Origin of the sequence: Bacteroides sp. AM10-21B, assembly GCF_003472565.1 — a bacterium.
Classification (GTDB): domain Bacteria; phylum Bacteroidota; class Bacteroidia; order Bacteroidales; family Bacteroidaceae; genus Bacteroides; species Bacteroides propionicigenes.
On sequence record NZ_QRME01000003.1, the window covers coordinates 371,262 to 384,323 of the forward strand.

Genomic DNA, 13,062 nt, shown 5'->3' on the forward strand with positions numbered 1-13,062 from the left:
CTTATCTCATTATTTATCCTCGCTACTGTCATTGTTGAACGATAACAAAAGCTGCTGCATCTGTCCGAAGCTGTCGATAATATAAATGTCAATCGTCTGCTGGTCGGTTGATGCCGATGTGTAATAGAGCCGGAATGTTTCTTTCTCCAGCGGGTAAAGGTCATTGGGCAGGAACACCGTGCCGTTATCCATTTCCAGCTTCCCTTTGCCGTCCGGCTGGAAGTACCTTATCTGATAGGTAGTCGGCTGGTAATAGCCGCCACGCACCAGTTGGCAGCGTATTTCGGCGGTTTCCCCGACTTTCAGCCTTTTGGGTACTGGCAGCGTTTCGATGCTGAACGGGTATGCCTGCTGAATATCTAAGTTGTCATTACAGGCGGTGACAAGCACAAGGGCGGCCACGATGTAGCAGCCCATGATGATTTTATACATTACATTCTTCATATACATTATTATATAGCGGTCAGTTGATAATGAATTTCAGTCCCAAAGATACCTGCGTGTGGAACTTGCCTATGTCCGAGCCGAACAACGCCCGTTCCCTTGCGTTCAGTAGCAGAGCCGCCCGGTCAGTCAGGTAGGCTTCCAGTTCCAGCGTTAGCGCACCGCCGTAAATGAAGCAATCCTTATCCAGCAAGGTAGAGCCGTCCGGCAAGAGCTTTTCGCTTCGGTTGCTTGTTTCATACCCGGCGAGTGCCGACAAGCCCAATGAAAGGAAAAAGGTCTTGCGCCTGTCCGATAGGAATTTCAGGTAATAGCCGCCCTCTGCGGTGAACTGTTCTACGGGTATCTGCATATCCTTGTAGTCATATTTCTTGTGCAGGTATTCCCCGCCAATCACCCAGCGGTTTGCGTTCTTGGTGTAAACGCTGTATGCCGCCCCGATATGGTAGGCGAAATCACTACCAGCGTTCCAATGCACCCCGTCCGTCATGCCCGCCGTCACCTGCAAGCCTTTCATGCCCGGCAGGTATCTTTGTGCGTGTGCCTGAAACGAGGTCAGGCACAGCACAAAGAGCATCATTATAAAGATGTGTTTCTTCATCCCTATTTGATTTTGAGTTCGTTAATCACTTCTGCGTTCACGATGTCGGCGTTCTCCACCCGGATAACCTGATGCCGCCCGCCGTTCTTCTCGTAAAGTTCCACCAACAGCAGCTTATCGTCAGGAATGGTGAACTTCGGCAGGGCGTACACCGTGCGCACGGTCGTTTTCCCGGCAATCTCCACTACTTCGTTATAGCTTCTGACCGCATCCAATACTGTTTCCTGAATAGCCGTGCGCTTCGGTACTTTCTTATCGACTATCTTAAACTTGATGAAATCGGTATCGAAAGGCACGTTGGAACTGTTCTTTGTCTGCGTGTGTACATAGAGCATCCCGTTATAGGTATAAATGCCCTTGATTAAGAACTGTATGCCGAAACGCTTGCTACCCAAGTGGCGCACTTTCCGGTCATTGTTCTTGTATATGCTCTGCATTATCAGCTTCACCAGCAGCGGGCTTTCATTACCCAGTTCCCGGAAGTAGATGTTCATGCGGGTATGCGAGAAATCGGATGTATCTTCATTTTCCAAGAAGTCTTTCATTTCGATATTGAGCATTTCCGGTTCACGGGCATACTTGGCGTTGAACGAGAAGAAACTCCCGTCCTCGCAGATAACGGAGAAGTTCGTTTCGCCGGGAAAGCCCTCTGTCGTGGCTTTCACCCGGATAACGTTCTCCGCACCGTCCGCCTTGCCCGCTATGATGTGGTTGCTTCCCAAATCGACATAGCGGACGGCGGCAGGGAAGATGATATGCACCGTCTTGGCAAAGGTCACTTCCACGCCGTAGGGCGTTACCATTTGGCGGTACGAGAGTTTCCGGGTAATCCCCCGGTACAAGTCGTTGCCTGCCGCATACTTCACGGTGTCAGCGGTTTGTGCGTTTGCCGCACACACGCCCAGCAAGAGGGCGAACATTACAAAAATCTGTTTCATCGTTAATTGAAATTTTAGTGGTTGATAAAATGGTTATTGTTGTTTGGCGTAAAGCATCACCTTGTACCCGGCTTTCAGCTTCACTTTTACTGTTCGGAACTTCTTGGCAAGGTAGCCGGACGTTCCTTGCAGCAATCCCCTTGTCACGTCCATAGCCACCTGCTGCCCGGCACTCCGTGCAAAGGAAATGCTTGTACCTAGTCCGCTGCCGATATTCGCCATAGCTTCGTTGAACGCTTCCTGCTCCATAGAGGACGGGACGGAAAGCCCCTTTTGCCCGTCCGTGTCGAACACGGCAAGTTCCACCGGGATGATGTTGCCAGCGTACTCAATCGAGGACACCAGTATGTCGAGCCGTTCGCCCTGCACCTTTGCCGTCCCCGCCACAAGGGTATTTTTCGGCACAACGATGTTTCCCGCCTGCATGGGTTCGAGCAGCCGTAGTTTCACCGCCTGCCCGTCCACCAGCGTTTGGTCTTGGTGGATGCAGGCGGCTATCGTGTTCTTTCCCATAGCGTAGCCCGTGCCTACCGCCGTGTTGAAGCCGTAGTTTCGTGGCTGGCTGTAAGCACGGATGAAGTCGGCATCGCTCGTGGGCTGCTGCAATCCTGATACGGTCGTTTCCCGGATTGCCTGCACGGGCTGGGCTTGTGGCATTTGGGTGACAGTCCCGGCAACAGGCACTTGTGCCGTTTGCCCGTTCTGCCCGCCGTCATTCATGTATTTTGCCGCCAGTTCGTAGGATTTTTCCAAGAGTGCCATTTGGTCGTCAGCCGTAGGCGTGGCGTTCTGCTGTTGTTGCAGTCGGTCTGTCAGTTCCGCCACCTGCCGCTTCAAGTCCTCTTTTTCCTCGTCCACCGCCGGGGTTTCGTAGAACGTGCTTAACTGGCGGTTGATGTCCCGGTAAGCCGCCCGTGAAGAAGCACCGCCGCCCCTTTGGGGCTTCGCATCTTTTTCCGGCATCAGGTCGATTTCCGCTTGCGGTTCTTCCGCTTTATCGTCCCCCGTGAAACCGAAGTCCTGCAAGGATTGTATCTTGTCCTGCTGTTTGCGGTTCAGCATTGCTTGTTCGTATGCCTTTTGCTTGTCGGCTATAATCCCGTCCTCTGCGGGCAGGGGTATGTCGGCGTTGAAGCCGCCCACGCTTTCCACATTCACGTTCTCTTTGCCGGAGGGGGCGAATATCAGGTACATGCACCCGGCAAAGGCAAGGAACATCAGCGGGAAGACTATCATTTTCCTGCGCTGCTGTACCTGTTGGGGTGTCAGTTCCTTTTTAGGCTTATTTTCTTTTGGGGGCTTCCCATTTGTTGGTGAAGTAGATATGCTACTTTCATTCTTCTGTACTTCGTCCATTGTTCAGTCTGTTTAATAAGTTGATACTGTCGCTATCGTGTAGCGGGTATTGTTTGATGTGTTCTATTTGCAGCCGCCTGCCGTCCCGTTTCCCGATATTGTAGATTGATGAAACGGTGATGTAGATAGACAAGCCGCCGAAAAAGAAGAACATCACGAGGATAACCGCCAGCCTTTTGCCCGGCGTAATCCGTCCGCACATCCGGCGCAGTCGGTCGTCCGCCCAGCCCTGCACCTTTTCGATGTAATTTCGTTTTCTCTCCATAAGGCTATCTCTTGACGGTTTGTAAATCCTTGTTCTCGGTAATGGTGAACGCTTCGATAATGAAGCCGTGCGGGTTGTTGTCGCTCCGTGTGGCGTTGAGCAGGCGGCACGAGGTCACAAGACTTCGCACCGTCAGGCTGCTTTCCCTGACAATCAACTGGCGGGCATACGTGTTCACCTTGTAGGGGTACTGGTCGAAGTCGCATTTCACGCTGTCAATCTCCACCGTCTGCGTGACGTTTCCGGAAATCACCCGGTTGTAATAGCCCTTTTCCGCCAAGTCCTTGTAATAGTTGAAAGCGGTCTTGTCGGCAAGGAACAGCGAGCGTTTGATGTTGCTTTCGATAGCCCCCTTGTCGGGTGATAAGGTGAAGAAAAGCTCATGGAAACGCCGCACGTGCGATTTGGCTTCCACGGGTCTGTTCTGTGCCATGTCCTGCGAGAGTGCCAGCATCAGGCTTTTGCCGTTGTCGAGGACGTATATCTTCTGCCGCTGCTTTTCGGCGAAGCTGTACGAGTTCCACACGGCAAAGCCCGTCACCAGTGCGCACAGGCAGATGAATACCAGTGCAAAGAGCCGGATTTGCCGGAAACTCGTTTCGATATTCGTTAATGACTTAAATTCCATATACTAAATTTTGATGTTGGTTATTTGAGTAGTTTCCCGGTTACTTTCCCGCTTGCCGCACCGACCGCAGCCCCGGCGATTGACCCCGCCCGTGCCACGTTGCGGTTATAGGCAGACGTGCCGCCAGCCGACACTATCCAGCTTGCCACCGTTGGAATGGTGAAGTAGCCCACGATGCCGATAATCATAAAGATTACATACACGGTGCTGCTCCCGTCAGGAATAAAATTCGGGTCTGAAAGTTCCTGAATGTCCTTTTGGAGCATCAGCGTTTGTATGCGAGCCAGCACACTGCTGAACAAGTCAGACACGGGCAACCACAGGTAAATGGAGATATAGCGTGAAATCCACTGGGTCAGCGTGCTTTGGAAACCGTCATAGACGGAAATCGCAAACGCCAGCGGACCCAGTATGCTTAACACGATTAGGAAGAACGTGCGCAGCGTGTCGATAATCAGCCCCGCCGCCTGAAAGAGCATTTCCAATAACTCCCTGAACCAGTCCCGGACGGACTTCTTGATATTGTAAGCCGCCCTGTCCATGTACATACCCGTCATAGTCACCATGTCGGAGGGTGACCAGCCCAGTTCTTCCAGTTGTCGGTCAAATTCCTCGTCCGATGCGAGGTAAGCGGTTTCGGGGCTTCGCATCAGGGCTTCATATTCCAGTCGGTCTTTCTGCGCCCGGTACTCGTTCATGTCGAAAGTCTGCGTTTCCATAAGCTGGTTGCACCCTTTCACCACTGGCGACAATACCGTGTTGATAGTCCCCAACACGAAAGTTGGAAAAAACATGATACACAGCCCCAGCGCAAAGGGACGGAGCAGCGGGTACACGTCTATGGGTTCGGCACGTGCGAGCGACTGCCACACTTTGGCGGCTACATAGAACAAAGCTCCCAACCCGGCTATCCCTTTGGCTACCCCCGTCATGTTGCTGCACAAGGGCATCATTTCATCGTACAGCACCCGCAACACTTGGTGCAGGTTGTCAAAATCCACTGCTGCTAATAACATAGGCGTACTAATTAAGTGGTCGTATCATGTTACCAGTAGCGTTCATCCGCCGAGCCGTAGAGAGCCAGCACCCTGTCGGTGTCGTTTTTCTTCTTTGCCCGCAAGTAGGACACGGAAATGTTCTTGCGGGTGTAGTAGTTCACGAGGTTTCGGTAATTCAATAGGCTTCGGTAGGCATTATCAATAATAGCCAGCCGTTCGGCATCCGTCAGCGACATACCCGTGATGTTCACTACATTTTTCAAGTCCTGCAACACGTCCGAGCTTTCCGACATCAGTTTGGCATAGCCGAACGATATTGCGGAAAGTTCGTCAGGCGTGAAATTCGGGTCTGCCAGCATGTTTTGGAAGTTGCGCACGTAGATTTCGGAGATTTCCGCCACCAGTTCGATAGATTTTCCTACCTTGACACCGCCCTTGACAACATCGTGTACCGCTTTAAGCGCATCGTAATATTTTTTACCCTGCTGGAAAATCTTCTGCGCTTCCATGAAGCCGTCCAGCGTGTTCTTGGCAGTGGTGGAAGTCTGCACTATCTGCTTGGTGGTGTTGATGATACCCTGTGCCAAGTTGCCGGGGTCTGACACCACCCACTGTGCGGATGCCTTGCCGATGACGCAAAGGCATATCGCCAAAAGGAGAATTGTTTTCTTCATCTTGTTCTGTTTTTAGGGTTTGTAACTCGCTTGTATTCGCCACCGGGTGAAAGGGTTATCCGGTTACGCCCTTTATCATACGTCAGCAGTATGGCAAAGCCAGTTTCGATAAACAGTTTTCCGTCCTGTTCCGACACTTGATAGGCGGTCTCCAGTATCTTGCCCCTGATATTCGCTTTCCGGGTGACGGTGTATTTGCCGCCCGTTTCCGAGAGCGTGAAAGCCGGGTGTCCCTTGACGTGTACCCATTCACCACGCATCTTTTCCAGTTTTTTTTCCCCACTGCCAGTGCAGCCAGCCAATGACAGGCAGGCGCATAGCAGCATGGGAAACAGTCTATTTATCTGTTTCATGTTTCCTTATTTTAAGTTGTTGATGATTGGGGATTGCGTTTGCTTTCGGCAAGCCGCTTGATAGCCAGTTCAAGGTTGCCGCCCAGCTTCTCGGCGAGGGCGAACAGTTCCATTTTCTCGCTTTCCTCTGTCGTGAACGTGTAATATTCTTCCAACGAAACTTCTGTGGCGTACACCGCCGACTGCGTGCCGCCCAGCGAGAAGAAAACTTCCTTGTACTTCCGTCCGGGGTGGTTCGCCATGTTGATAGACAATATCTGCGAACGCTCCTTGTCGGTCAGTCCGAGCAGGTTTTGTATGCTGTCGAACTTGTTCAGGTACATAGGTTGTTGCTGGGTGTGAGTATTTTTTTGTACCTTTGCAAAAGTAGAATTGGAGCAAGAAGCAAATCCGCTAATTGTAGCTAATAGAGCAAAAGAAGTATGGAGCAGAAAAGAGTTATAGGCTATATTCGTGTATCTACCACATTGCAGGATGCGGAACGGCAAAGGGTACAGATTGAGCGTTATTGTGAGGATAACAGCTATAATCTGATTGATGTTTTAAAAGACGAGGGTATAAGCGGTGCTATCAAGTATCGCCCAAGTTATCTTAAACTCCTGCAACTTACGAAAGAAGATGCGGATGTTGTGATTGTCAGTGAATTAAGTCGTTTGTCAAGACAAGAGGATATTATTGCTACTCTATCCGATGTAAACAGCCTGTTGCAAAGAGAGTTGGATATTATCTTTATAGACAACAATTCTTATTATAAAGGTGGAAAGCCTCTTGAACTTGTTGATATAATGAGAATAGCGATAGCTGCCGAGTATGCCAAAGAGGAGCGCAAGAAGATAACCCAACGTATGTTAAGTGGCTTAGACAGGGCTTTTATGCAGTCTGACGATGTAATGCTTACAGGTAGTGCTGTGCCTTATGGCTATTGCGCTGTGCCTAATCCGAATTTTGAAAGAGGTAGAACTCCAAAAACTTTGCTCCGACAAGACGAAACAGCCGATGTCGTAAGACAAATATATCAATGGTGTATAGAGGGGCTTACCATAAAGAAAATTCAGCAGAGGTTAATCGCAAAAGGGATAAAGACGAGAAAAGGTGAGGATTTTGCCCTTGCTACAATCGGTCATATCTTGCACTCTCCAATTTATAAAGGAGAATGGACTTTGACACATAATCGTAAAAAGACAGATAAACAGGGCAACAGCATAGAACAGACCATAACTAAAAATGGCGATGCAATAGTAAGCGAGGAAGTTTGGGACAAAGTGCAAGTGGCTCTTAAAAAGAACGCTATTTTTGAAATCAGACGTATTTCAAACTTCAATCCGTTGAAAGGTATTTTGAAGTGTCCTTGTGGAAAGAATCTGTATATCACTGCACATCAAGGCGAGTTGCGTTTTTATCGGTGCGCCGTTAAAAAGAACAAGTACGACCAAACGATTTGTGCCAATGGCGGTGTAAATGTGGATTTAGCTCTAAGAATCATTTGGAACGTATTAAAAGCCGTCATAGTAGGCAAAGAGTTTGAACAGGTTTCCAATGAGAAAGTAGAAGCAATCAATGCGGAGATAAACGATATTGTTTCAAAGATTCAATTTTTGAACAGCTCAATAAGACAGATTAAGGCAAACCAAGAAATTCTAATCGGCAATATGGGAAAGCTCACGAATCCCACAATCCTGTTGCGGCTTCAAACCGATTATGAGGAACATTCAAAGGATATAACCCTCAAAGAAAAGGAGATAGAAATGCTGAAAGTGGAAAGGGAGAACAAAGAGCTTATCAAAAATCAATTAAGCAGTGATATTGCCATTGATGCGCTGGATAAGTTGTCAATAGAGGATAAAGCGGATTTGTTTAGAAAGTATCTTGAAAAAGTTGTTTACTATTCTGAAAGATTGCGTAGGGGCTTCTTTGTTATCACTTTCAAAAACGGCATAGAAATTATAGTTTGTATTCACACTAACAATAAAGTTCCGATAGCTATTGAATTGCCCTCTACATTTAAATTCGATATAGAAAATAGAAAAGTATTGATGCCTGTAATTAAGCAGGATAAGAATAAAGCCTTTACCTTGCCTGTTGCAGAATATAAACCTCTATCAGCCAAAGAAACGGAAGATTTATTTGGTGATAATGAAGAATATCTAATAAAAGGAGTAAAGAACTTTCCTCTTTTTGAATAGCTTGTTTTTTATGAGAGAGTTTTCTCTCTTCTATGTCCGATTTTTAGACTGTTCTACAAGTTCTTTATAAGAGTGCCGAGAAGAAAAATTAGACAGGCAAAAAAGAAGTGTTGCAAATTCTTTTTTGTCTTATGAATGCGCCAAATGAAAAACGGCAATTATGCTGATTTAGCACAAATGCCGTTCTCTAATATGTCATGAAAAATGATTATCTCTTATCTTCGTAAACAGGTCTGATAGGAAGTCCCCAGTATTTTTTAACAATAGCAACTTTATTGCCTTTCAAGCAATGTCTATTGCTGCCCGCATCACCAAAATCACCTATCCAAAAATAAGGTATATCATACTCTGATTCATTTTCAATATGTTCTTCTCCGTAAATGGTAAGGTTTCCACTTCCATAGTCTTTTACCAAATAGGGTATATAAGCAGAAGCAGGAATGTATAAATGCTTACCATTTATCTTGCTCTTAAAATCGTAAAGAATTGTATTCTTTGTATAGATTATAGTACAAGCTGCTTTATTTAGCAATTCATCATGCACATCTTTATAAGTTGGTAGTCTCCAATTTTCCCCTAAATTTACAGTCGCAGCATCATATTGTGTACCACAAATATTTTCTAAATTTATAGTCGGTGGCTCTGGATAATAAGTTAAATTAGAGTGGTTATATGTGGTCGGTTTTGTATTACCCCAAATATAAAAATTTCCTGTGCTAAAAGGGTCGTTAGCATCTAAGTTCCAACCTCTCCATTTTACATTTAATCCTAAATCTACTATTTCTTCTGTCCATTCTTCTTCGCTCGGAGTTGTAATTTCTATTATTTCTCCCTTTTGCCATTGCTCTGTTGGTTTTCCTTGATTGTCGGGAGTATAGCAGGGCATAATATAATAAGTTGTATTGGGAGAAAGTTCATCTATAATTATATCTCTCTTGCATAACTTACAGGCTACTCCCATATAAGTATCATTTTCTGATTCTCTATCGTACCATCTAATGACATTCCAGTCTCCATCTCCAAATTGGCTCTGTTCCAAAAAATCCCTATCTGTTGATATTGCATAATCAGTACAATAAGAGGAAGCAATATCTAATCCAACTGAAAAAGGCGCAACCCATTTAGTTTCCAACTTCATATCGCTATTATATTGAAGCCGTCCCAATTTAACATACTCATCTTCTTCTTTTTCACAGGAAATGACACCCATGCACAACGTAATGGTAAATAAAGCCATTTCAGCAAGTTTTAATATCTTCATTGTTTGACTTTTTTGTGCTACCCAGTACCCCAAAGAAGCGATTTTTATTCTTTAGCTTACATACAAAGAAAAGGTGTGGGTACTTTAACTTATTATCTTGTTGAGGCTCTCCTATTGCTAAGAGTTCTGGACTGCCCTTGACTGTATAATAAGCAAAGCCCACACCAAGATAGTATATAGTTTACCCCATAAGAGATAAGTATATAACTAAGGTGTGGGCGTTCCTGCTCATTATCCACAGTCAAGAATTGTCCAGATTCCAACAAGGGATAATTTAGCTAAACGCCCTTTCGTTTATATGTCCTTTCAACTTCCTAACGCATTAGGTCATTGAAATTGGTGCAAAATTACATAAAAGCGTTTGTTTGAGCAAGAACTATGCTTATTATTAAATTGTTAGGACGCTATTTTGTGTAATCCAAACAGGTAGGAAATCAACCTCACCCATATAAGAGCAAAATTACTGAATTTCCTACCTACTAAGGATTAGAAGCTAAGACAATCGTATGTGTTTAAAAGTTCTTCCTGTCTTAGTCCAAGATAGCGTTTTGTAATGGCAACGCTTGAATGATTGAATAATTCCATTAGCTTAACTAAAGCCAATTCAGAGTTTTCACTATTCATATTATAAACCTGTCTGCCAAAAGTCTTTCTAAGAGAGTGGCAGCTAAAGTTATCAATATGTAGCTTGTACTTCTTTTTCAGTTCTTTCAGAATAATGTTTATTCGTTGTACTGAATAGATTGTACCCTTTTGACTTACCAATATAGGCGAACTTTTGCCTATTGGTTTGATTGCCTTGTAACAATCTGCAATATGCCTTTGCAGTTGTGGGTTAATGCGGATAGTCCGTTTCTTACTTGTTTTCTTTTCAATGATGGTGAACTCATCAACATTAAGTATTTGATTCCACCGCAAAGCAAGAATGTCACTTATACGCAAACCGAAGAAACAACCTAAAGCAATTAATAAACTCATAGAGTAATTTTCATCTTTGAATAGCTTTCTTATCAAATTCATAGCTTCATCCCATTGTAGAAAATCAGCCGTTGTATTACTGTATTTCAAGCTCATAATGTTCATTTTTGAGAGTTAGACAATAAAAGTGAATGTCCGGTGCATATCCAATTAATGTAAGTAACTGAACATCAACGGAACATTCACTTTGCTAATTAGTGAATCATTTCCAGCAAGAAAATGCCAACACTCCAAGCCACACGAAAGCGATTGTATAAAACGGACTAATGCAAAGGAATATAAAAAGTATCACTAAGCATATAATCATGTTTGTTGCCCATTTTTGATTTTGTCTCTGTGCCATAATTCTAAATTTTAGATGTTTGTAAAAAATGAGAGATATCCATTACTGAATATCTCCCACTGTGTAAAATCAATCAATAAACCATTTGTAACGCTCGTCACCATGTAAAGCCATGTTAATGCCTTGCGCTATCTCTGTCGCATTATAGGCTCTATCCAAGAAAGAATCTATATAACTTGACTTGTTAGCCCCTGTGAGTAAATTGTAGAACTTCCACATATTTATATCACTGCCAAAGCTACCAAAATTCTCATCCTGTATATATGCTTTAGCTACGCTATTAATTTGTGTGTCTGTAATTAGCAATCGGGGTATGCTCTTTTGATAGCCTTGTGGCAAACATTGATATAATCTCATTTTGCCAAGAATTTGCGCAAATTGATGTTCCGTCAAAAAGCTGTTTCCAAGTGTCTGCATCAAATGAATGTGTTTTGCAGGATTATAGGCGTGAAACATTTCCAATACCGCACGATATAATTCGCTTGTATTAGAAACTTCCAAACAGCTTTTATAACCGTCTGTTGAAACACATAAGTTTGTGCAAACGAGATTCTTAAATCCAATGAAAACCTTGAATTTCTCAACGGTTTTCTTTGAATAGAGGTTCATGTGATTATAAGCACGCACACCGCCAATCGTTAGAGTGAGTTTGTTTCCCTCTATCGTTTCATAGATAGTAGGTACTTCAATGCAAAACATCATACGTTCAAAATACTGTGTCTTGTCACTCTCTAACAGTTGGTTTGCAGGCTTATGAATCGCTTCGGGGATTCTGCCTTTGACAATGTGAGAAACACGAATGTCGGGTTTATCAACCGTTTCACCTCTAAAGAATGACAGTGTAGCTTCGCATACCGTTTCAATAAAAGCATTGTGCGAAATAGTCAGTTCGTTGTCTTTTGAAAAGACGGGAACAATACAGTCACTCTTTAAATGTTGTAAATCAATCTCCATAGTATTAGCTTCTATAAAGTGATTCACTTTCTGGACTTTTGTAGTTTCTTCTAAAATTACTGTTGCATCCTCTGCATACTGTTTGAAGTCACTACTTCTTTTCTGTGCCATAGTAGGCAATAAAACTAAGTTTTCCATACTTGAAATTTTTAATTAGTGAATGATTAAGTTTATTCTTTGTTTTTATTCAAGTATTGGTGGGGGGACTTCAAGTTGTAGTAGAATTTTGTGTTTATGGCTATCTCCAATTTGAAAAACAGGATAGCAGAACAAGTAGAGAGGACTATTCTGACAATATCCATGTATAATAATGTATATGCCTATTTTTCGGGATGGCTCTGTTATTCCAATAAGCTATATCCCCTTATAAAGTCTTGCAGGTTGGATGTCGTGTCAAATTTGTAATGTGCTATATGTAATCATATTGCAACCGGAAACTTTCAATTTTTGCAAAAACAGAAAAAGCGGAGATAGGCTGTTAGCCACTTTGTAGCAGACCTCAAAGTATGAAAAACAGAGCAGGGTAATATGTGAGGCGCTATTTTCAAGGTTGGCGGTATATTCGTTTGGAAGTCTGCCTAAAGTTGTTTATAATTGCTTACCACATAATTTAGAGAGGGGCGTTTTACTGTCTTGCCCCTTATATTTTGAAAATCAACATATCCAGCCCATGCAGATGAGCATAAAGCCGAAATCTATGTGTTTCGGTTTTATTTTGCGGGCGTTGTCTGATTTTCTTTCCTGCCACTTTTAGAAAGATAGATAGATTTTTTAGTTTTTTGGACTGTCTAATTTTTTGTCCTGACTTCCTTAGAAATAAAGATAAAACCGATGAAATATCGGACACGGATTTCAAGATGCGGATATATTGATTTTTAAATTTTATGCTATGGTCGAAACAATAAAAGTACCAGCCAATGTAAATTATTTGAATGAATGGGTAGGATTTGAACTGCCGAAAGGAATTTTGAGCAAGGGAATAACAGGATGCGGAGCTACCACCCTTGCCATTGAAGATGCGCACAAGACTATTATATGCAGTCCAAGAATCAACTTGATAACCAATAAGAGCCAATAGTATAAAGA

Annotated in this window: 14 protein-coding genes and 1 pseudogene; 2 read left to right on the plus strand and 13 right to left on the minus strand. The window is 43.9% G+C overall.

Annotated features, from left to right (window positions below):
* Nucleotides 1-9: 9 nt before the first annotated feature.
* The 10 genes and pseudogenes from DW121_RS05675 to DW121_RS05720 all read right to left on the minus strand — a co-directional run.
* The gene (locus DW121_RS05675; protein WP_118323235.1) at nt 10-450 is read right to left on the minus strand and encodes a DUF3872 domain-containing protein; all 441 of its coding nucleotides are present in this window, start codon (nt 448-450) and stop codon (nt 10-12) included.
* 13 nt (nt 451-463) lie between these two features.
* Nucleotides 464-1,045, minus strand: a complete 582-nt coding sequence (locus DW121_RS05680) for a conjugal transfer protein TraO (RefSeq protein ID WP_118323236.1) — start codon at nt 1,043-1,045, stop codon at nt 464-466.
* Between the two features lie 2 nt (nt 1,046-1,047).
* Entirely contained in the window at nt 1,048-1,983 is a 936-nt protein-coding gene (traN, locus tag DW121_RS05685) for a conjugative transposon protein TraN (RefSeq protein WP_118323237.1), read from the minus strand.
* 33 nt (nt 1,984-2,016) lie between these two features.
* Nucleotides 2,017-3,339, minus strand: a complete 1,323-nt coding sequence (gene traM, locus DW121_RS05690; protein ID WP_118323238.1) for a conjugative transposon protein TraM — start codon at nt 3,337-3,339, stop codon at nt 2,017-2,019.
* Nucleotides 3,317-3,604, minus strand: coding sequence for a TraL conjugative transposon family protein (locus tag DW121_RS05695; protein ID WP_118323239.1), 288 nt, complete (start codon nt 3,602-3,604; stop codon nt 3,317-3,319). The genes traM and DW121_RS05695 overlap by 23 nt, the downstream gene beginning before the upstream one ends.
* 4 nt (nt 3,605-3,608) lie before the next feature.
* Entirely contained in the window at nt 3,609-4,232 is a 624-nt protein-coding gene (gene traK, locus DW121_RS05700; RefSeq protein ID WP_004309966.1) for a conjugative transposon protein TraK, read from the minus strand.
* Nucleotides 4,233-4,252: 20 nt separating this feature from the next.
* Nucleotides 4,253-5,248, minus strand: a complete 996-nt coding sequence (gene traJ / locus DW121_RS05705; protein ID WP_004326113.1) for a conjugative transposon protein TraJ — start codon at nt 5,246-5,248, stop codon at nt 4,253-4,255.
* 29 nt (nt 5,249-5,277) lie between these two features.
* Nucleotides 5,278-5,904: a DUF4141 domain-containing protein gene (locus DW121_RS05710; RefSeq protein WP_117682020.1), complete on the minus strand. Its 627-nt coding sequence runs from the start codon at nt 5,902-5,904 to the stop codon at nt 5,278-5,280.
* Nucleotides 5,901-6,257 (minus strand): DUF3876 domain-containing protein, encoded by a 357-nt coding sequence (locus DW121_RS05715; RefSeq protein WP_118323240.1) that lies wholly within the window; start codon nt 6,255-6,257, stop codon nt 5,901-5,903. Before DW121_RS05715 ends, DW121_RS05710 begins: the two co-directional genes overlap by 4 nt.
* A gap of 11 nt (nt 6,258-6,268) precedes the next feature.
* Nucleotides 6,269-6,586: pseudogene (locus DW121_RS05720) on the minus strand (conjugal transfer protein TraG); the annotation flags it as partial.
* A 93-nt stretch (nt 6,587-6,679) separates the two neighbouring features.
* Between DW121_RS05720 and DW121_RS05725 the strand changes: the two are divergent.
* Nucleotides 6,680-8,440 carry a recombinase family protein gene (locus DW121_RS05725; RefSeq protein WP_118323241.1) on the plus strand — a complete coding sequence of 587 codons (1,761 nt, stop codon included), beginning with the start codon at nt 6,680-6,682 and terminating at the stop codon, nt 8,438-8,440.
* Nucleotides 8,441-8,648: 208 nt separating this feature from the next.
* On the opposite strand, the gene DW121_RS05730 is transcribed toward DW121_RS05725, so the two are convergent.
* The 3 genes from DW121_RS05730 to DW121_RS05740 all read right to left on the minus strand — a co-directional run bounded on the left by DW121_RS05730 (nt 8,649) and on the right by DW121_RS05740 (nt 12,114).
* Complete coding sequence (locus DW121_RS05730) at nt 8,649-9,701, minus strand: hypothetical protein (protein ID WP_147399662.1); 1,053 nt, start codon at nt 9,699-9,701, stop codon at nt 8,649-8,651.
* 486 nt (nt 9,702-10,187) lie between these two features.
* Nucleotides 10,188-10,775 (minus strand): tyrosine-type recombinase/integrase, encoded by a 588-nt coding sequence (locus DW121_RS05735; protein ID WP_118323291.1) that lies wholly within the window; start codon nt 10,773-10,775, stop codon nt 10,188-10,190.
* Nucleotides 10,776-11,091: 316 nt separating this feature from the next.
* Nucleotides 11,092-12,114, minus strand: a complete 1,023-nt coding sequence (locus tag DW121_RS05740) for a DUF3871 family protein (RefSeq protein WP_118323243.1) — start codon at nt 12,112-12,114, stop codon at nt 11,092-11,094.
* Nucleotides 12,115-12,865: 751 nt separating this feature from the next.
* On the opposite strand from DW121_RS05740, the gene DW121_RS15810 reads away from it, so the two are divergent.
* On the plus strand, nt 12,866-13,054 hold the full coding sequence (locus tag DW121_RS15810) for a hypothetical protein (RefSeq protein WP_233555776.1): 189 nt from the start codon (nt 12,866-12,868) through the stop codon (nt 13,052-13,054).
* Nucleotides 13,055-13,062: the final 8 nt, after the last annotated feature.